20 protein-coding genes are annotated in these 20,634 nt (G+C 68.1%); 11 read left to right on the top strand and 9 right to left on the bottom strand.

Annotated features, from left to right (window positions below):
- Window positions 1–94: 94 nt before the first annotated feature.
- Window positions 95–538 (bottom strand): cell division protein ZapA, encoded by a 444-nt coding sequence (locus tag CEF10_RS10620; RefSeq protein ID WP_101068148.1) that lies wholly within the window; start codon window positions 536–538, stop codon window positions 95–97.
- Window positions 538–1,125 (bottom strand): hypothetical protein, encoded by a 588-nt coding sequence (locus CEF10_RS10615; protein ID WP_101068147.1) that lies wholly within the window; start codon window positions 1,123–1,125, stop codon window positions 538–540. Before CEF10_RS10615 ends, CEF10_RS10620 begins: the two co-directional genes overlap by 1 nt.
- Before the next feature lie 186 nt (window positions 1,126–1,311).
- Between CEF10_RS10615 and tkt the strand changes: the two genes are divergently transcribed.
- From tkt to CEF10_RS17075, 3 genes are all read left to right on the top strand, one after another.
- The gene (gene tkt, locus CEF10_RS10610) at window positions 1,312–3,330 is read left to right on the top strand and encodes a transketolase (RefSeq protein WP_101068146.1); all 2,019 of its coding nucleotides are present in this window, start codon (window positions 1,312–1,314) and stop codon (window positions 3,328–3,330) included.
- Window positions 3,331–3,684: 354 nt separating this feature from the next.
- A complete protein-coding gene (gene gap, locus CEF10_RS10605) occupies window positions 3,685–4,686 on the top strand; it encodes a type I glyceraldehyde-3-phosphate dehydrogenase (RefSeq protein ID WP_101068200.1) in 1,002 nt (333 codons plus the stop codon).
- A gap of 161 nt (window positions 4,687–4,847) precedes the next feature.
- A complete protein-coding gene (locus CEF10_RS17075; RefSeq protein ID WP_198586183.1) occupies window positions 4,848–4,991 on the top strand; it encodes a hypothetical protein in 144 nt (47 codons plus the stop codon).
- A 6-nt stretch (window positions 4,992–4,997) separates the two neighbouring features.
- On the opposite strand, the gene coaD is transcribed toward CEF10_RS17075, so the two are convergent.
- The 3 genes from coaD to CEF10_RS10590 form a co-directional block, all read right to left on the bottom strand.
- Window positions 4,998–5,489, bottom strand: a complete 492-nt coding sequence (coaD, locus tag CEF10_RS10600) for a pantetheine-phosphate adenylyltransferase (protein WP_101068145.1) — start codon at window positions 5,487–5,489, stop codon at window positions 4,998–5,000.
- 75 nt (window positions 5,490–5,564) lie between these two features.
- Window positions 5,565–5,999 carry a CBS domain-containing protein gene (locus tag CEF10_RS10595; RefSeq protein WP_101068144.1) on the bottom strand — a complete coding sequence of 145 codons (435 nt, stop codon included), beginning with the start codon at window positions 5,997–5,999 and terminating at the stop codon, window positions 5,565–5,567.
- Between the two features lie 60 nt (window positions 6,000–6,059).
- Window positions 6,060–6,959 carry a LysR family transcriptional regulator gene (locus tag CEF10_RS10590; protein WP_101068143.1) on the bottom strand — a complete coding sequence of 300 codons (900 nt, stop codon included), beginning with the start codon at window positions 6,957–6,959 and terminating at the stop codon, window positions 6,060–6,062.
- 98 nt (window positions 6,960–7,057) lie between these two features.
- Here CEF10_RS10590 and CEF10_RS10585 point away from each other — a divergent pair, with 98 nt between their 5' ends.
- Window positions 7,058–8,557, top strand: coding sequence for a CoA-acylating methylmalonate-semialdehyde dehydrogenase (locus CEF10_RS10585; protein WP_101068199.1), 1,500 nt, complete (start codon window positions 7,058–7,060; stop codon window positions 8,555–8,557).
- Window positions 8,558–8,627: 70 nt separating this feature from the next.
- On the opposite strand, the gene CEF10_RS10580 is transcribed toward CEF10_RS10585, so the two are convergent.
- Together CEF10_RS10580 and CEF10_RS10575 are read right to left on the bottom strand one after the other, a co-directional pair.
- Window positions 8,628–9,074 (bottom strand): DsrE family protein, encoded by a 447-nt coding sequence (locus CEF10_RS10580; RefSeq protein WP_101068142.1) that lies wholly within the window; start codon window positions 9,072–9,074, stop codon window positions 8,628–8,630.
- A gap of 146 nt (window positions 9,075–9,220) precedes the next feature.
- On the bottom strand, window positions 9,221–10,195 hold the full coding sequence (locus CEF10_RS10575; RefSeq protein WP_101068141.1) for a Hint domain-containing protein: 975 nt from the start codon (window positions 10,193–10,195) through the stop codon (window positions 9,221–9,223).
- A gap of 219 nt (window positions 10,196–10,414) precedes the next feature.
- Between CEF10_RS10575 and CEF10_RS10570 the strand changes: the two genes are divergently transcribed.
- From CEF10_RS10570 to CEF10_RS10540, 7 genes are all read left to right on the top strand, one after another.
- Window positions 10,415–11,461, top strand: a complete 1,047-nt coding sequence (locus CEF10_RS10570) for an NAD(P)H-dependent flavin oxidoreductase (protein ID WP_101068140.1) — start codon at window positions 10,415–10,417, stop codon at window positions 11,459–11,461.
- 82 nt (window positions 11,462–11,543) lie between these two features.
- Entirely contained in the window at window positions 11,544–12,677 is a 1,134-nt protein-coding gene (locus CEF10_RS10565) for a carboxylate-amine ligase (RefSeq protein ID WP_198586182.1), read from the top strand.
- An 83-nt stretch (window positions 12,678–12,760) separates the two neighbouring features.
- The gene (locus CEF10_RS10560; protein WP_101068139.1) at window positions 12,761–13,903 is read left to right on the top strand and encodes an acyl-CoA dehydrogenase family protein; all 1,143 of its coding nucleotides are present in this window, start codon (window positions 12,761–12,763) and stop codon (window positions 13,901–13,903) included.
- A complete protein-coding gene (locus CEF10_RS10555) occupies window positions 13,900–14,943 on the top strand; it encodes an enoyl-CoA hydratase/isomerase family protein (RefSeq protein WP_101068138.1) in 1,044 nt (347 codons plus the stop codon). The genes CEF10_RS10560 and CEF10_RS10555 overlap by 4 nt, the downstream gene beginning before the upstream one ends.
- Window positions 14,944–14,946: 3 nt before the next feature.
- Window positions 14,947–15,822, top strand: coding sequence for a 3-hydroxyisobutyrate dehydrogenase (mmsB, locus tag CEF10_RS10550; protein ID WP_101068137.1), 876 nt, complete (start codon window positions 14,947–14,949; stop codon window positions 15,820–15,822).
- Window positions 15,819–16,475: a Crp/Fnr family transcriptional regulator gene (locus CEF10_RS10545; protein WP_101068136.1), complete on the top strand. Its 657-nt coding sequence runs from the start codon at window positions 15,819–15,821 to the stop codon at window positions 16,473–16,475. The genes mmsB and CEF10_RS10545 overlap by 4 nt, the downstream gene beginning before the upstream one ends.
- A gap of 71 nt (window positions 16,476–16,546) precedes the next feature.
- The gene (locus CEF10_RS10540) at window positions 16,547–16,753 is read left to right on the top strand and encodes a YgaP family membrane protein (protein WP_101068135.1); all 207 of its coding nucleotides are present in this window, start codon (window positions 16,547–16,549) and stop codon (window positions 16,751–16,753) included.
- 33 nt (window positions 16,754–16,786) lie between these two features.
- On the opposite strand, the gene CEF10_RS10535 is transcribed toward CEF10_RS10540, so the two are convergent.
- Together CEF10_RS10535 and uvrA are read right to left on the bottom strand one after the other, a co-directional pair.
- Window positions 16,787–17,692, bottom strand: a complete 906-nt coding sequence (locus CEF10_RS10535) for a patatin-like phospholipase family protein (protein ID WP_157933005.1) — start codon at window positions 17,690–17,692, stop codon at window positions 16,787–16,789.
- A gap of 4 nt (window positions 17,693–17,696) precedes the next feature.
- A complete protein-coding gene (gene uvrA / locus CEF10_RS10530) occupies window positions 17,697–20,555 on the bottom strand; it encodes an excinuclease ABC subunit UvrA (RefSeq protein ID WP_101068197.1) in 2,859 nt (952 codons plus the stop codon).
- Window positions 20,556–20,634: the final 79 nt, after the last annotated feature.

The raw sequence follows: 20,634 nt of genomic DNA, 5'->3' as shown, positions 1-20,634 counted from the left end.
CCGGGCGGCCTTCATCTTGCCCGAAATACTCCGGGGTGAATTGGCGCGACGCGCCAAGAGGGGCAGCGCCCCTGGGATCCTCCGCCGGTCACCGTCAGCCGTCGGCCGGCGGGTCACCCGATTGCGTGCCGTCCGCACCGTCGACGGTCTCGGCAAGCGCCTCGGCCCGCGCGGCGATCTCGGCCAGCGCGTCGGTCACCTGGTCGGGCACGACCGGAACCTCGATCTTCCTTGGTTCGGGCGGGGGCGCGTCGCGCAGCTGCGCGAGCTCGGCCTCCTTCTCCTTGAGCTTGTCCTCGGCCTGGTCCAGCTTGTCCTGGGTCTCCTGCAGCCTGTCCTGCAGCCCTGCCGTCTTGTCGGCCAGCATCAACCCCGCCATCAGGAGCATCCGTGCCTCGGGGATGCGGCCGACCTGCCCGGCCAGCACCTGCGCTTCCTCGTCGAGCATGGCGGCGGCGGCGTGCAGGTAGTGTTCCTCGCCCTCCTGGCAGGCGACATCGAAGCTGCGGCCGCCGATCTGGATCTCCACGTCAGGCATCACTCACCCTCCGGTTTGGTCTGTTTGCCCTGCGGCGTTCCGTTGACGGCCTGCCCCAGCGTGGCAAAGACCGCCTCGATCTCGGCGCGGTCGGTCTCGCGCGCGGCGTTCAGGCCCTCGAGCTCGGCGCGCATCGCGGTGTCGATCAGCTCGGGGTCGGCCAGGCCGGCGGCATTGGCCTCGCGCAGGGCACGATTGTTCTCGCGCAGTTTCTCGTTGGCCGCCTGCAAGCCCTGAAGGCGCGACTCGAGCGCCGCGACGGCGGGCTGCTCGCCGGCAGCGTCCTCCCCGGCCTTGCCGTCGCTTTCCCCTGCCGGGGCGCTGTCGCCAGATGTCGCCTCGGCCGCCTCGAGGTCGCGGTGCAGTTTCTCGATGCGCGCCTCGAGCTGCGCCGTCACGAGGCGCTCGTCATCGAGCAACTGCTTGAGCGTCTCGACGTCCTCGGTGTCGGCGCTTGCATCGACGGTGCGCGCGGCCGCCGCGGTGTCGGGTTCCGGTGCGGTGGCGGCCTGCCGCCTTTCCAGGCCCTGCCCGATGCGGTCCAGAGCAGCCGTGATGCGCCGCTGCAGCTCTTCGATCTCGCTCATTTTCCCGGCCCTCGTTGATTGTTTCCTGGCGCCCGCGAATCGCCGGCGTCGTCCGGTTGGCGCCAAGTCTACAGAATGGCCGGGGAAAATGCGCCCCCCGGCGGGGTTGGCCGGGGCGCTTGATCTTTGGGGCGGGACTGGTATTGAGCCGTCAAGCCACGCCCTCAGACCCGAAGGATACGCCCCTTGGATATCGCCGCCCTGCGCACCGCAAACCCCGAGCACTGGTTCAAGGCCGCAGCCATCCGCACGCTCGCGCTTGACGCGGTTCATGCCGCCAACTCGGGCCACTCCGGCATGCCGATGGGTATGGCCGACGTCGCAACCGTGCTGTTCGAAAAGCACATGAAATTCGACGCCGCCGCCCCCGACTGGCCCGACCGCGACCGCTTCATCCTGTCGGCCGGCCATGGCTCGATGCTGCTTTACGCGCTGCTGCACCTGACCGGCGACGCGGAGATGACCATCGACCAGATCCGCAACTTCCGCCAGTGGGGCGCGATCACCGCCGGTCACCCCGAGAACTTCCTGGCCAAGGGCATCGAGACCACCACCGGCCCGCTGGGACAGGGGCTGGCCAATGCGGTGGGTTTCGCCATGGCCGAGGAGATGCTGCGCGCCCGGTTCGGCCGCAAGCTGGTGGATCATCACACCTATGTCTTCGCCGGCGATGGCTGCCTGATGGAGGGCGTCAGCCAGGAGGCGATCAGCCTTGCCGGGCGCCAGCGGCTGGGCAAGCTGATCGTGTTCTGGGACAACAACAACATCACCATCGACGGGCAGGTCGGGCTGGCCGACCGCACCGACCAGTTGCAGCGGTTCCGCGCCTCGGGCTGGCAGGTGATCGACATCGACGGCCACGATCCCGACCAGATAGATGCCGCCATCACGAGGGCGCGCGCCGCCCGCAAGCCCACGATGATCGCCTGCCGCACGCACATCGGCCTGGGATCGTCGGCGCAGGACACCGCCAAGGCCCACGGCGCCCTGACGGACCCGCAGCTCATCGCCGACACCAAGGCCGCCTACGGCTGGACGGTCGCGCCCTTCGAGGTGCCCGCCGAGATCAAGGCGCAGTGGGAAGAGATCGGCCGCCGCGGCGCCGCCGCCCGCACCGAGTGGGAAGCACGGCTGGCCGACGCCTCCGCCCAGCGGCAGAAGGAATTCCACCGCCGTTTCGCCCGCGACCTGCCCGACAAGCTGTCGGCGCGCATCAAGGCGCTGAAGAAGCGGATCGCGGAAGAGCGGCCCAAGGTCGCGACCCGCAAGTCCAGCGAAATGGTTCTCGAGGTCATCAACCCGGTCATGCCCGAGACTGTGGGCGGCTCCGCCGACCTGTCGGGCTCCAACAACACCCGCACGTCCGACCTGTCGGTGTTCGACGAGGGCAACCGCAAGGGGCGCTACGTCCACTACGGCATCCGCGAGCACGGCATGGCGGCGGCAATGAACGGCATGGCGCTGCACGGCGGGCTGCGCCCCTACGGTGGCACCTTCATGTGCTTTACCGATTATGCGCGCCCGGCGATGCGGCTGGCGGCGCTGATGCGCCAGCCCACGGTCTTCGTGATGACCCACGACAGCATCGGGCTGGGCGAGGACGGCCCCACCCACCAGCCGGTCGAGCATCTCGCGATATCGCGCGCGACGCCCAACACGCTGGTGTTCCGCCCCTGCGACACCGTGGAGACCGCGGAAAGCTGGGAGCTGGCGCTGCAGGCGACGGAAACGCCCTCGGTGCTGTCGCTGACGCGGCAGGGTGTCCCCACCCTGCGGACCGAGCACCGGACGAAGAACCTGACCGCGCAGGGCGCCTACGTGCTGGCCGAGGCCGGGGCGAAGCGGCAGGCGATCCTGCTGGCCACCGGGTCCGAGGTGTCCGTGGCGATGCAGGCGCGCGAGATGCTCGAGGCCGAGGGCATCGGCACCCGCGTGGTCTCCATGCCCTGCTGGGAACTCTTCGCGCAGCAGGACGAGGCCTATCGCAAGCGCGTGCTGCCCGGCGGCGCGGCCGTGCGCGTGGGCGTCGAGGCCGCGGTGCGCACCGGCTGGGACCGCTGGCTTTGCGGCGAACGCGGGCGCGAGGCGAAGGCGGGCTTCGTGGGCATGGAGGGTTTCGGCGCCTCCGCCCCGGCGCCGACGCTGTTCGAGAAGTTCGGCATCACGCCGCAGGCGGTGGCCGACGAGGTGAAGGCGCTGCTGTGACCGCGGCGGCGCGCGGCGACCGCCGCCGCGCGCCGTGGGCGTCCAGGCGGGCAGCCCCATCCCGGTCAGCAACCCGGTCGCGGCACCGGGATTGACGGCCTTTCCGACCGTACCGGCCAGAAACGGCGCAGCCATCAGGATGCGGCCCGCGAGAACGCCGAGATCGGCCATGCGTCTGCCCCTGTCTTTGCACGGCGCCCGGCCCCACCCGCTTGGCACGGCTGCGTTAGCGCCACCACCGGGCACCCGGCCCCGGTTATCGCTAACATATTGGTATGAGGCAATTTTTGCCTTTCCTGACAAGCGTGGTGAAGATATATGGCAGCCAAAATTCCCATCCAGGAGTCGCCGCGCATGACCATCACCGTCGGCATCAACGGTTTCGGCCGCATCGGCCGTTGCACCCTCGCCCATATCGCGGAAAGCACCCGCAACGACATCAAGGTCGTCAAGGTCAACGCCACCGGCCCGCTGGAAACCAGCGCGCACCTGATGAAATACGACAGCGTGCACGGCCGCTTCCCGGGCGAGATCACGCTGGGGGAAAACACCATGGATCTCGGGCGCGGCCCAATGGAGATGTTTTCCACCTACGACCTGAACGAGCTGGACTGGGACGGCGTCGACGTGGTGCTGGAATGCACCGGCAAGTTCAACGACGGGAAAAAGGCCAGGGCGCACCTCGATCGCGGGGCCGGCAAGGTGCTGCTGTCGGCGCCTGGCAAGAACGTGGATCGCACCGTGGTCTACGGCGTCAACGACGCCCAGCTGCAGGCCGGCGAGCGCATGATCTCGAACGGGTCCTGCACGACCAACTGCCTCGCGCCGGTTGCCAAGGTGCTGCACGAGGGCATCGGTATCGAGTCGGGGATCATGACCACGATCCACGCCTACACCGGTGACCAGCCCACGCTGGACCGCAGGCATGGCGACCTTTATCGCGCGCGCGCGGCCGCGATGTCGATGATCCCCACCTCGACCGGCGCGGCCAGGGCCCTCGGCGAGGTGCTGCCCGACCTTCAGGGGCGGCTCGACGGCTCGGCGATCCGCGTGCCGACGCCGAACGTCTCGGCGGTGGACCTGACCTTCGTCGCCTCGAAATCCGTGACCGAGGGGGACGTGAACGAGGTGGTGGCCGAAGCCGCCGCCGGCCCCATGAAGGGTGTTCTGGGCTATGACCCCGAGCCGAAGGTGAGCGTCGATTTCAACCACACCGAGGAAAGCTCGATCTTCGCGCCCGAGCAGACCAGGGTCACCGGCGGCAAGCTGGTGCGCGTTCTGGCATGGTATGACAACGAGTGGGGCTTCTCCTGCCGCATGGCCGACGTGGCCGTGGCGATGGGCCGGCTCCAGTAAACGCCGCCACCGCCCCGGGCAACCCGCCCCGGCGCCATGCGCGCCGTGGTGTTCGCAATCGCACCCGCCCCGCAGGGCCGCGCGCCCGGCACCTTGCGCCGGGCCCGGCTTTTCGGCATACCTTCGGCCGACCACCGGCTGCAGGGGACACTCCGAAACGGATGACCAACAAGCTCGCCATCATCCTGGGCGTGATCATCCTGATCCTGCTGGCGATGGATTTTCAGTATTTCGGCCTCGAGGGCACGCTGTTTCTCGCACGCAAGCTGATGGCGCTGATCGAGTGGATGGCGTTCTGGCGCTGAGGCGCCTCAGCCGAACTTTGCAATCAATGCCTCGCGCACGGCGGGGGTGACGAACTTCGACACGTCCCCGCCCAGCCGCGCGATCTCCTTGACCAGCTTCGAGGCGATGGCCTGGTGGCTGGCGTCCGCCGTCAGGAACACCGTCTCGATGCTGTCATCCAGCGCGCGGTTCATGCCCACCATCTGGAATTCGTATTCGAAGTCGCCCACCGCGCGCAGCCCGCGCACGATCATCCGGGCGCCCACGTCGCGGGCGCAGTCGATCAGCAGGTTGTCGAAGGGGTGCGCGACGATCTCGGTGCCGGTTTCCTCGGACAGCTTGGCGCATTCGGCCTCGAGCATCTCGACCCGCTCCTCGAGCGTGAACAGCGGCCCCTTGTCGCGGTTGATCGCCACACCGATCACGAGCCGGTCGACCAGCACCGTGGCGCGGCGGATGATGTCCATGTGGCCCAGCGTGACAGGGTCGAAGGTGCCGGGGTAAAGGCCGATGCGCATGAGGCTCTCCGTTGCTGCGTCCCGGGCGCACGCAACAATATCGCACCGCGGATTGCAAGGGCGTGCGGGCCGGCGTCAGTAACCGGCGATCATGCCCTCCAGCGCGTCCTTCTCCATCGCCAGTTCTTCCAGCCGGGCCTTGACCACGTCACCGATGGTCACGATTCCCACCAGCTTGCCGTCCTCGACCACCGGCATGTGACGGAACCGCCCGTCGGTCATCCGGGCCAGGATGGCGTCGGACTTGTCCTGCCGGGTGCAGCAGACCGGGTTGCGCGTCATCATCTCGTCGATCGTCTCGGTCAGGCAGTTCGCCCCGCGCAGCGCCATCGAGCGGACGATGTCGCGTTCGGAAATGATGCCATCGACCGTTTCCCCGTCGTTCGACACGACAAGCCCGCCGATGCGCCGCTCGGCCAGTGTCTGGGCCACCTCCGAAACCTTGGTCCCCGGCTTGACCGTGACGACCTTGCCATCGCCCTTGGCTTTCAGGATCTGTTGAACCAGCATGCACCGCCCTCCGATTGCGAACTTTTATGACCTTCACCGTTGCCCGTGCGCAAGATCATGTCAAGTAAGCGCTTCAAGACGCGCAAGCTCGTGCCGCAGGCCCTCGGCAAGCGCCGCGGCAAAGCGGTTCATCCGTTCCAGCCGCCGATCGTCGGCGTGGCGGATCAGGTAGAAGCTGCGCGTCAGTCCGATGCGGTCGGCCAGAACCTTGACCAGCCCCGGCGCCGCAGGGATCGCGAAATCGTGGACCACGCCCAGCCCCCCGCCCTGCCGGATCCAGTTGAACTGGACCGAAACGGAGTTGGAGGCCAGCGCCACGCGCTCGACCCCGATCTCGTGCAGGTAATCGAGTTCCTTGTCGAAGATCATGTCGGCGATGTAGCCGATCATTCGGTGGCCACGCAGGTCGCCCGGCGTCTCGATCGGCGGATGCGCCCGCAAGTAGCTTTCGGCGGCCACCAGGTGCAGGCGATAGTCCGCCAGCTTCTGCACGGCCAGTCGCCCGGCCGCGGGCGGGCTGACACCGATTGCCAGGTCGGCCTCGCGCCTGGACAGGTTGAAGACCCGCGGCAATGCCACGATCTGGATGTCGAGATCCGGGTTCTCGGCCGCGATCGCGGTGCAGACCTGCGGCAGCAGGAAATTCGCCGCGCCATCGGGCGCGCCCAGCCGGATCTGCCCACTGAGCCGGCCGGTGGCCTGCCCGGTCAGGTCCTCCTGTGCGGCGGCCATCGCCTGTTCGGCCCGCACGGCGTGGTCCATCAGCCTCTGGCCCGCGTCCGTCAGCGCGTAGCCCGAGGGCGACTTGGCAAACAGCGCGACGCCTATCGCCTCTTCCAGGCGGGCGACACGTCGCCCGACCGTGGCCGGATCCAGACGCAGCGCACGGCCCGCGGCCGACAGGCTGTCGCCGCGCGCCACGGCCAGGAACACCTTCAGATCGTCCCAGTTTTCCGGCATGGTCGCCTTTGCAATTGTGCAAAACCTTTTTGGAACATTGCCTCTTTTGCCCCGAAATGTGCAAGGCTATCCTGCGCGCGATCAAGGAGGAGACGACCATGACCGAACTCACCCATTACATCGGCGGCGCGCGCGTCAAGGGCGCCTCGGGCCGCTTCTCGGACGTCTACAACCCGGCCACCGGCGAGGTGCAGGCGAAATGCCCGCTGGCCGGCGCCGACGAGCTGGCCAAGGCGGTCGAGGTCGCGCAGGCCGCCCAGCCCGCATGGGCCGCGACCAACCCGCAGCGCCGCGCGCGGGTGATGATGAAGTTCGTGGACCTGCTCAACCGCGACATGGACAAGCTGGCCGAGGCGCTGTCGGCCGAGCACGGCAAGACATTCCCCGACGCGAAGGGGGACGTGCAGCGCGGGCTGGAGGTCGTGGAATACTGCATCGGCGCGCCCGAGCTTCTGAAGGGCGAATTCACCGACAGCGCGGGCCCGGGCATCGACATGTACTCGATGAAGCAGCCGCTGGGCGTGACCGCCGGCATCACGCCGTTCAACTTCCCGGCCATGATCCCGATGTGGATGTTCGCGCCCGCGCTGGCCTGCGGCAACGCCTTCATCCTGAAACCCTCCGAGCGCGACCCGTCGGTGCCGATCATGCTGGCCGAGCTGATGGAAGAGGCGGGCCTGCCCGAGGGGCTGCTGCAGGTCGTCAACGGTGACAAGGAAGCGGTCGACGCCATCCTCGACCATCCCGTGATCCAGTCGATCGGCTTCGTCGGCTCCACCCCGATCGCCGAATACATCTACGGGCGCGGGTGCAGCAACGGCAAGCGCGTGCAGTGCTTCGGCGGTGCCAAGAACCACATGATCGTCATGCCCGACGCGGACATGGACCAGGCCGCCGACGCGCTGATCGGCGCGGGCTACGGCGCGGCCGGCGAACGCTGCATGGCGATTTCCGTTGCCGTGCCCGTGGGTGACGAAACCGCGGACAGGCTGGTGGAAAAGCTCGTGCCGCGCATCGAGAAGCTGAAGGTCGGCCCCTACACGGCCGGCGACGACGTGGATTACGGCCCCCTCGTCACGCCGGAGGCGCGCGAGCGGGTGCTGGGGCTTGTGAACTCGGGCGTGGACCAGGGCGCCGAGCTGGTGGTCGACGGCCGCGACTTCAGGCTTCAGGGCTACGAGGACGGCTTCTTCGTCGGGCCCTGCCTGTTCGACCGTGTGACGCCCGACATGGATATCTACCGCCAGGAGATCTTCGGCCCGGTGCTGAGCCAGGTGCGGGCAGGCTCCTACGAGGAGGCACTGCAACTCGCGATGGACCACGAATACGGCAACGGCACGGCGATCTTCACCCGCGACGGCGACGCCGCGCGCGACTTCGCCAACCGCATCAACATCGGCATGGTGGGCATCAACGTGCCGATCCCGGTTCCGTTGGCCTATCACACCTTCGGCGGCTGGAAGAAATCGATGTTCGGCGACCTCAACCAGCACGGGCCGGACGCGTTCAAGTTCTACACGCGCACCAAGACGGTGACGTCGCGCTGGCCCAGCGGCCTGAAGGAGGGCGGCGAGTTCCACTTCAAGGCGATGGACTGACGGCGCCGCCGCCGGCACCGCGAAAGCCCCGGGCCGCGCCCGGGGCTTTTTTTCTTTTGGACGCGACGTTTCACCAGGCCAGCGTCTGCATCCCCTCGCGGAACAGCCAGCTTTCCACCAGCGGCCAGTTGCCCATCTCGACACCGTCGATGTAGTCGTCCTCGCCCAGCCCCGCGGCCTTCGAACACGCCTGGCACATGATGACGGTTCCGCCGTCGGCCATGAAGGCGCGCAGCATGTCCTGCACGGACGTGCCGCTGTCGGCCATCAGCCCGTGCACGTGGCTGGGCCGGTCCTTGTCGGCAAGGTAGACGGCCCGCACGTTCAGCCAGATCGCCGTGTCGTGGCCGTTCTTCAGGGATCGTTCGTGCGCGAACATGATCGCCTTGGCCGCCGACCAGGTGTCGTCGGTCGTCAGGTTAACGAAAAGCCCGCGCTTGTCCGTTTCGGCACTGGCCGCAATCGGGGCGAGCACCAGCGCAAGCGCCAGCACCAGTTTGAGTAGTCCAAACCGCATTCTATCCTCCTTGATCGGTCAACGGGTGCGCCCACCCTGCCCTGATATTCCGATTCCCGAATTGATCTGGATCGTGGTGCTTTGCGCCCCGGCGAAAATTTCACGCCCCCCGGTGCACGGTTTGGCAAAGGGCGCCATGCGGCGCCTCATCCGGCCAGGACCTGTCCCGCCTTGGGCGTGACCACCGGAAGCACGGTTTCGATGTCCGCCGGGATCTCGCCCCGGCCAAGCTCGGGGAAGATCTCGAGGATCTCGTCACGTGCCTCGGCCGCAAGTCCATCAAGCGCCACGCAGCCGGGAAAGAGGCTTTCGGCCGGCAACCCGTCCGCCAGCAGCACGGCATGCTCGCGGCACATCAGGTGATGATAACCCACCTCGACCTGGGTGCGGTCGATCACGACGTCGCGGTCGTTGACCAGCGCCTTGGCCGCGACCAGAACGCGCGGCTCGCCGAAATGCAGCTCGGCCTTCCAGCCCTCGACCAGCACGCGATGCTGTTGCGACAGCCATGTCGTGCGGGTTGGCCGGCCCGGCCCGAAGGCGCCGGGGGCGATGCGGACCGGGTGCCACTTGTCGTAGGCCGGCAGTTCCGGGATTCGCAGGCGCCGCGCGCCGGTCCAGATGATTTCCTGAATGGTGCCGTGTTCGTCCAGCACGGTATCGCCGGTCACCAGCGCCTCCACAGGGCGCGGGCCGGCCGGTGTCAGGATCCGCGTGCCGCTGGTAAAGCACGGCGGCGTGAAAACGCTATGGGCCTCGCTCGTGATGTCGACGTTGAGCACGATCGACCCCGTCGCCGAGGGCGGACCTTCGGGATAGTGGAAATAAGCCTGCCCGCCAGCCTCGAAGACGACCACGTCCTTCGAGGGCCCGAGGGGCAGGAAAATACCGAGCTGTTCGATCCCCGGCGTGACCTGCCCGCTGCCGATGTAGGTAACCGGGTCGCCGTTGAAGGTCGACTTGCCGTCGTCCGCGGTCGACAGGGTTCCGTCGTTGTCCACCAGCGTGCCCGTCTCGGACGCCCCGAAGTTTCCGAGCACGACATTGGTCGAACCGGCCAGCAGATCCGTGGCCAGAAGCGCGCCCTCGTACGGCGTGACGGCGATCCCCGACTGGGCCATTCTGGCGTACTGCTCCCGAGTCTGCCCCTGATTGAGGTCTTGCCGGTCATTGTGACCGGGAAATCAACCTTTGCATGTAGCTGATGCGTCGAAATCGCGGCGATGTCGTGACCATCTTCGGGCGCTTGCCGACCATGCCGCTGGACGGGGCGCAGGTCCGGCCGTAGGCTCCCCCTCGCCGGCGGCGATTGTGCGCCGCGCTCGAGGGAGACCCATGCCATGTGGCCCGACATGCGCTTTTGCGAATTGCTCGGACTCGATCACCCGGTCATCCAGGCGCCGATGGCGGGCACGTCGGGCCCCGCCCTGGCAGCGGCGGTGTCGAACGCGGGCGGGCTGGGCTCGCTTGGCTGCGCCACCCTGCCGCCGCAGCGCCTCCGCGATGAGATGCGCGCGCTGGCCGAGCGGACCAACCGCCCCGTCAACCTGAACTTCTTCTGCCACGCTGAACCCAAGATGGACGCGGACCGGCACGCGGCGCTGATGGATGCGCTCGCGCCGCACTACGCCGCGTCCGGCGTTGCCCCGCCAGAGGGCGCCCCGAGCGCGCCTTTCGCCCCGTTCGGCGCGGCGCACCTGGATTACCTTCTCGAGCAACCGCCGGCGGTGGCCAGTTTCCATTTCGGCCTGCCCGACGCGGCAGCGATCGCGGCGCTCAAGGGACGCGGTTGCCGAATCCTGTCCTCGGCCACCACCGTGGCCGAGGCCCGCTGGCTGGCCGAGCGCGGGGCCGACGCCATCATCGCGCAGGGCTGGGAGGCGGGCGGCCACCGTGGCGTGTTCCTTGACCCCGCGCACGACGCACAGATCGGCCTGTTCGCGCTGCTGCCGCAGGTGGTTGACGCCGTCGACGTGCCCGTGATCGCCGCCGGCGGGGTCGCCGACGGGCGCGGCATCGCCGCCGCCTTCGCACTGGGTGCAGCCGGGGTCCAGATCGGCACCGCCTTCCTGACCGCGCCCGAGGCCACGCCCAAGCCGCACCACGCGAACGCCGCGCGCGCCGGCACCGATGACAGCACGCGGATCAGCAGCGCCGTCTCGGGGCGGCCGGCCCGCGCCCACCGCACGCCGTGGCTGGACGCGATGGCGCGTGTCGAACCGGCGCCGTTCCCGCTGATGTATCACTATACCGCCCCGCTTCAGGCGGCCGATGCCGACCGGCACCATTTCTCGCTTTACGGCCAGACCGCGGCGCTCGCACCGGAGGGGCCCGCCGAGGTCCGTTTTCGACTGCTGATCGAGGATGCCGCCCGCGCCATGACTTGAAAACGCGTGGCTTTGTTCTTGCCCGGCGCGGCCCGGCCATGCTCATCTGGCCGGTGACGGTTCTGCAACGGGGGCGCGCCGGATGGCCCTGATACATCCCGACTTCACCATCGGCGTGGAAGAGGAATACCTTCTGGTCGATCTCGACAGCCTGGCGCTGGCGGAAGCCCCGCCGGAGCTGATGGCCGCCTGCGAGGCCGACCTCGAGGATCAGGTCGCGCCGGAATTCCTGAAATGCCAGATCGAGATCGGCACGCGCCCCTGCGCGACCGTCTCGCAGGCCCGCGAGGACCTCAGGCGCCTGCGCAGCACCGTGGCCCGCAACGCGGCGCGCTGGGGCCTCGCCCCGATCGCGGCATCCTGCCACCCGTTCTCGGACTGGCGCGAGCAGGAACACACCGACAAGGAACGCTACAACGCGTTGTCCGACGACCTTGCGGGCGTGGTGCGGCGGCTGCTGATCTGCGGGATGCACGTGCATGTCGGCATCGACCCGCCCGACCGGCGCATCGACCTGATGAACCAGATGGCCTATTTCCTGCCGCACCTTCTGGCGCTGTCGTGTTCCTCGCCCTTCTGGCAGGGGCAGGACACGGGGCTGTCGTGCTACCGGCTGACGGTGTTCGACAACCTGCCACGCACCGGTCTGCCGCCGCGCATGGAAAGCTACGGCGAATTCGAACGCTCGGTGCAGATCCTGACCGACCTCGAGGTGATCGAGGACGCCAGCAAGATCTGGTGGGATCTGCGGCCGTCGTCGAAGTTCCCGACGCTGGAGGCGCGGATCTTCGACGTCCAGCCGCGGCTGGAACACGCGCTGACGCTGGCCGCGCTGATGCAGGCCCTGGCCCGGATGCTGTTCCGGCTGGCGATCCAGAACCAGCGCTGGCGCCTCTACGAGCGGTTCCTGGTGTCCGAGAACCGCTGGCGCGCACAGCGCTACGGCGTCGGCCGCGGGCTGATCGACTTCGGCCGTGGCGAGATCGTGCCGATGGCCGACCTGGTGGAGGAATTGCTGGCGCTGCTGCAACAGGACGCCGAATTCTTCGCCTCGGTCGCCGAGATCGAGCGCGCGCGCGAGATGCTGCGCAGCGGCACCAGCGCCGGGCGGCAAAGACGTGTCTTCGTCGAGGCCCTGGAAGCCGGCGACGACCGCGATCACGCGTTGCAGGCGGTGGTCCGCCACCTGATCGAGGAATTCCACGCCGACCTTTGATCGGCATCGCCGGCCCTTGCAAAATTCCTGCAAGGATTGGAAATTAAACAAGCGTTCATTTTCACGCCGCGCGGAGGAGACCCATGGATTTCGCCCTCACCGAGGAACAAACGGCCATCTTCGACATGGCCCACGCCTTCGGGCAGGACCGGATCGCGCCCAACGCCCGCGACTGGGAGGCGCAGGGCACCATCCCCAGGGAGCTGTGGCCCGAGGTGGGCGAACTGGGCTTCGGGGGGCTTTACGTATCGGAGGACTCGGGCGGCGCGGGGCTGTCGCGGCTCGATGCCACGCTGGTCTTCGAGGCGCTCAGCATGGCCTGTCCATCCGTCGCGTCGTTCCTGTCGATCCACAACATGTGCGCCAAGATGATCGACACCTTCGCCAGTGACGAGATGAAGGCGCGGGTTCTGCCGGACGTGATCCCGATGAAGACGGTCCTGTCGTATTGCCTGACCGAACCGGGGTCGGGCTCGGACGCCGCCGCGCTCAAGACCCGCGCCGCGCGCACCAACGACGGCTATGTCCTGAACGGAACCAAGGCGTTCATCTCGGGCGGCGGGTATTCCGACGCCTACGTCGTGATGGTGCGCACCGGCGACGCGGGCCCGCGCGGCATTTCCACCCTTTACGTCGAGGACGGCACCCCGGGGCTGTCCTTCGGCGGGCTCGAGGACAAGATGGGCTGGCGATCGCAGCCCACGCGGCTGGTGCAGTTCGACGATTGCCAGGTGCCCGCCGAAAACCTCGTCGGCGAGGAGGGGCGCGGCTTTTCCTACGCCATGGCCGGGCTGGACGGCGGGCGGCTGAACATCGCCGCCTGCAGCCTGGGCGCCGCGCAGCAGGCGCTGGACATGACCGTGGCCTACATGGGGGAACGCAAGGCCTTCGGCCAGAGCATCGACCAGTTCCAGGGCCTGCAGTTCAGGCTGGCCGAGATGGAGATCGAGCTTCAGGCGGCCCGCACCTTCCTGCGGCAGGCGGCGTGGAAGCTCGACACCGGTGCACCGGACGCCACCAAGTTCTGCGCCATGGCCAAGAAGTTCGTGACCGAGGCAGGCTCGAGGATCGTCAACCAGTGCCTGCAACTGCACGGCGGCTACGGCTACCTGGCCGACTACGGGATCGAGAAACTGGTGCGCGACCTGCGCGTGCACGAGATCCTCGAAGGCACGAACGAGATCATGCGCCTGATCGTGGCGCGGCAGATGCTGGCGGACAAATGAGCGACATCGACATACGCACCGACGGCCGCGCGGGCCGCATCACCCTGACCCGGCCCAAGGCGCTCAACGCGCTGTCCTACAGGATGTGCCTTGCCGTGGAGGATGCGATCGACGCCTGGGCACACGACGACGCGGTGGACCTGGTGATCCTCGACGCCGAGGGCGAAAAGGCGTTCTGCGCGGGCGGCGACATCGCCGAACTGTACGAGACCGGAACCAGGGGCGATTTCGCCTATGGCCAGCGGTTCTGGCGCGACGAATACCGCATGAACGCCAAGATGCACGAATACCCCAAGCCGGTGGTCAGCTTCCTGCAGGGCTTCACCATGGGCGGCGGCGTCGGGCTGGGGTGCCACGGCAGCCACCGCGTGGTCTGCGATACCAGCCGCATCGCCATGCCCGAGTGCTCCATCGGGCTGGTGCCGGACGTGGGCGGCTCTTGGATCCTGGCGCGCGCGCCCGGGCATCTGGGCGAATACCTGGGCACCACCGGCACCCGGATGGGGCCCGCCGACGCGATCCGGGTGGGCTTCGCCGACCACTACCTGCCCGATGCCTGCTGGGCCGAGGTCAAGGCCGAACTGGCGCGCACGGGGCGTACCGACGCGGTGACGCAAGCCGCACAAACCCCGGCCCAGGGAAAGCTGGAGGCGCTGGAGCCGCATGTGGCCGCGCATTTCGCGGGCGACACCCTTGGCGATATCGTCGCGTCGCTGCGTGCCGACGACAGCGACTTCGCGCAGGAAACGCTGGCGGCGATGGCACGCAACTCGCCCCTGTCGATGGCCTGCGCGATCGAGATGCAGCACCGCCTGCGCGACATGGATGCCGGGATCCGCGAGGCGCTCGGCCTCGAATACCGTTTCACGCACCGCGCGATGGAGCACGGCGACCTGCTCGAGGGGATACGCGCGGCGATCATCGACAAGGACCGCAATCCGCGCTGGCAGCATACGCTCGACGCCCCCCCGATGGCGGCGGCCGCGCGGATGCTGGAGCCGCTGGGAGAGCGCGCACTGACATTCGAAAGGGAGGACTAGGCCATGAAGATCGGGTTCATCGGACTGGGCAACATGGGCGGCCCGATGGCCGCCAACCTTGCCAAGGCCGGCCACGACGTGACGGGCTTCGACACCGCGGACGTGGAGATCGAGGGCGTGACGATGGTCTCCGGCGCGGCCGAGGCCGCGACGGGCAAGGACGTGGTCATCACCATGCTGCCCAACGGCGACATCCTGAAGAAGGTGGCCGAGGAGATCATCCCGGCCATGGAGGCGGGCGCCGTCCACCTTGATTGCTCGACGGTGGACGTGGACAGCGCGCGCGCCGTCGCCGAAAAGGCACGGGCCGCCGGGCTGTCGGCGCTGGACGCGCCCGTGTCGGGTGGCGTGGGCGGCGCGCAGGGCGGCACGCTGACCTTCATGGTCGGCGGCGACGAGGCCGGCTTTGAAAAGGCGAAACCGCTGTTCGACATCATGGGGCGGAAGGCCGTGCACTGCGGCCCGTCGGGCAACGGGCAGGCCGCGAAGATCTGCAACAACATGATCCTCGGCGCCACGATGATCGTGACCTGCGAGGCCTTCGCGCTGGCCGACCGGCTGGGGCTGGACCGGCAGGCGATGTTCGACGTGGTCTCGACGTCGTCCGGCTCCAGCTGGTCGATGAACACCTACTGCCCCGCGCCGGGGATCGGCCCCGAGAGCCCGTCCGACAACGACTACACCCCCGGCTTCGCCGCGGACCTGATGCTCAAGGACCTGCGGCTCGCGATGCAGGCGGCCGAGGGGGCGGACGCAGACACCCCCGTGGGCGAGACCGCGATGAAGCTCTACGAACGCTTCGTCGAGGCCGAGGACGGCAAGGGCAAGGATTTCTCCGCCATGCTGCCGCGTTTCGAGAAACGCCACCGCGGGGCATGAGCTGGGTCGACGAGACGCCGTCCCTGGCCGGTCTGGAGCTCGAGGCGCGCGCGCGACTCGAAACGCTTGGTCCGCAACGCCTGCCGCTCGGCACCACCCTGTTCCGCCCCGGCGACGCGGTGCAGGGATACGCGGTGGTCCTGTCGGGGCGCGTGGACGTGACCCTGACGGGTGCCACGGGCCGCGGCATCCTGCTTTACGCCGTGGAGCCGGGGCAGTCCTGCATCCAGAGCACCATGGGCCTGCTGGGCGGCGATGACTACACCGCGGAGGCGCGCACCGTGGCCGAGACCCGTTTGGTGATGCTGCCGCGCGCGATGTTCCTTGAATTGATCGACAGCTCCGCCACGTTCCGCGGCACTGTCTTTCACGCCTTCGCGCAGCGCATGCAATCCATGATGCAACTTCTTGAACGCGTTGCATTTCAGCGCGTTGAATGCCGCCTGGCGGAACGGCTTCTGATGCTCGATCACGGCGCGGGCACGGTGCGCGTCACGCAGGCCGACCTGGCCGCGCAGGTGGGCAGCGCACGCGAGGTGATCTCGCGCCGGCTGGATGCCTGGGGCCAGAAGGGATGGGTGCGCACGGGCCGGGGCACGGTCACGCTGCTGGATCGTGACGCCCTCGAACGCCTTTCGCGCGCGGATACGTGACGCGGTCACAGACGGGCGCTTGCAGGGGCGGTATGATCTGCCGCAGATCGATTCATGAAAGGACGAAAACCATGACCAAGAACATCGGCACGATCGACCGCGTCCTGCGCATCGTCGTTGGGCTTGCCCTGATCGCAGGCTTCTTCCTCAACCAGGGCGCAGCCTACGGCTGGCTCTACCTGCTGGGAATCATCCCCCTCGCGACCGGACTCATGTCGTCCTGCCCGCTCTACAGCATCATCGGCCTGAACACCTGTTCCTCCGACAAGACCAAGTGACCTGCTGAGCACATGGGCCGGCACGCCGGCCCATCACATCATCGCGCGCAATTCCTCGAGCCGCGCCCCCGCGCCCTTGGCGATGCGGCGTCCTTCCTCGATCGCCTCCTCGGCGCGGTGCATCTCCAGAACCGCCATGTTCGTCAGGTTCGCCGACAGCGACAGGTGCGGCGGATCGCCGGCCTCGCGCGTCTTGCGCAGGTATTCCGACATGATGTCCATCGCCGTCGAGACGACATCGAGGTAATGCGGCGGCGGCGCTTCGGGCGCATCGTCGCCGCCGTTCCGCGGCAGCATGTCCCGCACCGGGTCGGTCAGCTTGGAGATGAACTCGGGCTGGCCCAGCTTTTCCCAGAACCCGCTTTCGGCCTTCCGGGGCCGCCACAGCACCGGGCCGGGCTTGCCATTGGGGTTCACCGCGATGGTCAGGTCCGCGCCGAGCGCGCGGCAGGCCGAGACCGGCACCGGGTTGATCAGCCCGCCGTCCAGAAGCCAGCGGCCGTTCACGCGGTGGGGCGCGACCACGCCCGGGATCGAGATCGACGCGCGCACCGCGTCACGCACCGACCCGTCGCGCAGCCACACCTCGTGCCCGGTCGCCATGTCGGTGGCCACGGCGAGGAACGGACGGTCGAGCCCCTCGAAATCCTCGGCCACGCCGAGATCGCCCAGCAGTTCCAGGACCGTGCGGCCGCGCACAAGCCCGCCACCGCTCAGGCGCAGGTCGACGTATGTCAGGAACCGTTGCCGCGTCAGGGCGCGCGCCCAGTCTTCCAGCGCATTCAGCCGCTCCGACGCCCAGGCCGCGCCGACAAGCGCGCCCATCGAACAGCCCGCGACCACGTCGGGCACGATCCCCTGCTCTTGCAGTTCGCGCAAAACGCCGATGTGGCACCAGCCGCGCGCGCCGCCTGCCCCGAGTGCAAGCCCGATCCGCACGGCGCTATTCCGCCGCGACCCGGCCGGCCGGCAGCATCGCCTTGAGATACCGGCCGGTGTGGCTGCGGGTGGATCGGGCGACCTGCTCTGGCGTGCCCTCGGCCACGATCTCGCCGCCGCCGTCGCCGCCCTCGGGGCCGATGTCGATGATGTGGTCGGCCGTCTTTATGACGTCGAGGTTGTGCTCGATCACAACGACCGTGTTGCCGGCCTCGACCAGATCGTGAAGCACCTTCAGCAACTGCCTGACATCCTCGAAGTGCAGCCCCGTCGTGGGCTCGTCGAGGATATACAGCGTGCGCCCCGTCGCCCGCTTGGCCAGTTCGCGAGACAGCTTCACGCGCTGCGCTTCGCCCCCCGACAGGGTCGTGGCCTGCTGGCCAACCTTGATGTATCCCAGCCCCACCTGCATCAGCGCGTCCATCTTTTCCCGGATCGCCGGCACGGCCTTGAAGAACTCCTGCGCGTCCTCGACCGTCATGTCAAGAACGTCCGCGATGCTCTTGCCTTTCCACGTTATTTCCAGCGTCTCGCGGTTGTAGCGGGCGCCGTTGCAGGTCTCGCAGGTGACATAAACGTCCGGCAGGAAGTGCATCTCGATCTTGATCAGCCCGTCGCCCTGGCAGGCCTCGCAGCGCCCGCCCTTGACGTTGAAGGAAAAGCGCCCGGGCTTGTAGCCGCGCGCCTTGGCCTCGGGCAGACCCGCGAACCAGTCGCGGATCGGCGTGAAGGCGCCTGTATAGGTGGCCGGGTTGGACCGCGGGGTGCGCCCGATGGGCCGCTGGTCGATGTCGATGACCTTGTCGAGATGCTCCAGCCCCTTGATCGTCTCGCAGGGTGCGGGCGTGTGGCGCGCGCCGTTCAGGCGCACCGCGGCGGTCTTGAACAGCGTCTCGATGGTCAGCGTGGACTTGCCCCCGCCCGAAACGCCGGTCACGCAGACGAACTTGCCCAGGGGAAAGCGGGCAGTGGTGCCGTCAAGGTTGTTGCCGGTGGCGCCGACCACCGTCACGGCCTTGCCGTTGCCGTCGCGTCGCACGTCGGGCACGGCGACCTGGCGGGTGCCGGCAAGGTACTGGCCGGTGATCGAGCCCGCGTCGGCCGCGATCTCCTCGGGCGTGCCCTGGCTGACGATCCGCCCACCGTGCACCCCGGCGCCGGGGCCGATATCGAGCACGTGATCGGCGCTGCGGATCGCTTCCTCGTCGTGTTCGACGACGATCACCGTGTTGCCCTGGTCGCGCAGGTTCTTCAGGGTGTCCAGGAGCCGGCCGTTGTCGCGCTGGTGCAACCCGATCGAGGGCTCGTCGAGCACGTAGAGCACCCCCGTGAGCCCGGAGCCGATCTGGCTCGCGAGGCGGATGCGCTGGCTTTCCCCGCCCGACAGCGTGCCGGCGGCGCGGCTCATCGTCAGGTATTCGAGCCCGACGTTGTTGAGGAACCCCAGACGCTCGCGGATTTCCTTGAGGATGGCGCGGGCGATCTCGTTCTTCTGCGGCGTCAGGTGGTCGGGCACGGTGGCGCACCAGTCGTGCGCCTGCCCGATGGACATGGCCACCACCTCGCCGATGTGGCGGCCGGCGATCTTCACGGCCAGCGCCTCGGGTCGCAGGCGGTGGCCGCCGCAGGCGCCGCAGGGCCGGTTGTTCTGGTAGCGCTCGAATTCCTCGCGGATCCAGCTCGAGTCGGTCTCGCGGTAGCGGCGGGCCATGTTGGGGATCACGCCCTCGAACCCGCGGGTGACGTTGTAGACGCGCCCGCCCTCGTCATAGCGGAAGGCGATTTCCTCGTCGCCCGAGCCGTGAAGGAACACCTGCTGCACGATCTCGGGCAGATCCTTCCAGCGCGCCTTGGGGTCCACGCCGTAATGCCGCGCGATGGCCTCGATCGTCTGGGTGAAATAGGGCGAGCGGCCCTTGCGCCACGGCGCGATGGCGCCGCCCTGAAGCGACAGGTTGGCGTCGGGCACCACGAGCGCCTCGTCGAAGAAAAGTTCCGCGCCCAGACCGCCGCACTCCGGGCAGGCGCCGAAGGGCGCGTTGAAGGAAAACAGCCGCGGCTCGATCTCGGAAATCGTGAAACCGGACACGGGGCAGGCAAAGTTTTCGGAGAACGTGTGGCGTTCGGGCGCGCCTTCGCGCGGGGCGGTTTCCAGAACGGCGATGCCGTCGGCAAGGTCCAGCGCGGTGCGGAAGCTATCGGCGAGGCGCGTCTCGAGCCCCTCCTTGACCACGATGCGGTCGACCACCACGTCGATGTCGTGGCGGTATTTCTTGTCAAGCTCGGGCGGCTCGTCGAGCTCGAAGAACTGCCCGTCCACCTTCACCCGCTGGAAGCCCTGCTTGCGAAGCTCCAGCATCTCCTTGCGGTATTCGCCCTTGCGGTCGCGCACGACGGGCGCCAGCAGGTAGGCGCGCGTGCCCTCGGCCATCGCCATCACACGGTCGACCATGTCCTGCACCTGCTGCGCCTCGATGGGCAGGCCGGTCGCCGGCGAATAAGGCGTGCCCGCGCGCGCGAAGAGCAGGCGCAGGTAGTCGTAGATTTCGGTGACCGTGCCGACGGTGGAACGCGGGTTCTTGCTGGTCGTCTTCTGTTCGATCGAGATCGCGGGGCTCAGTCCGCTGATGTGATCGATGTCCGGCTTTTCCATCATGTCGAGGAACTGCCGCGCGTAGGCCGACAGCGATTCGACGTAGCGGCGCTGCCCCTCGGCATAGATCGTGTCGAAGGCCAGGCTGGACTTTCCGGACCCCGAAAGCCCGGTGATCACCACCAGCCGGTCACGCGGGATGTCCACGTCGACCGAATCCAGATTGTGCTCGCGCGCGCCGCGCACCTCGATCGTCTTGAGCTCGGCCATCAGCCCCCCGGTCATGCCGTCACAACAGATAATGGAGCGGCTGCGGAGTTCCAAGAAAAATCTGTGAACGGACCGTGAA

It is taken from the genome of Roseovarius salinarum, from assembly GCF_002834145.1.
Taxonomy (GTDB): Bacteria; Pseudomonadota; Alphaproteobacteria; order Rhodobacterales; family Rhodobacteraceae; genus Roseovarius; species Roseovarius salinarum.
The sequence above is the reverse complement of the archived record's forward strand: the minus strand, read 5'-3'. Positions and strand labels throughout refer to the sequence as shown.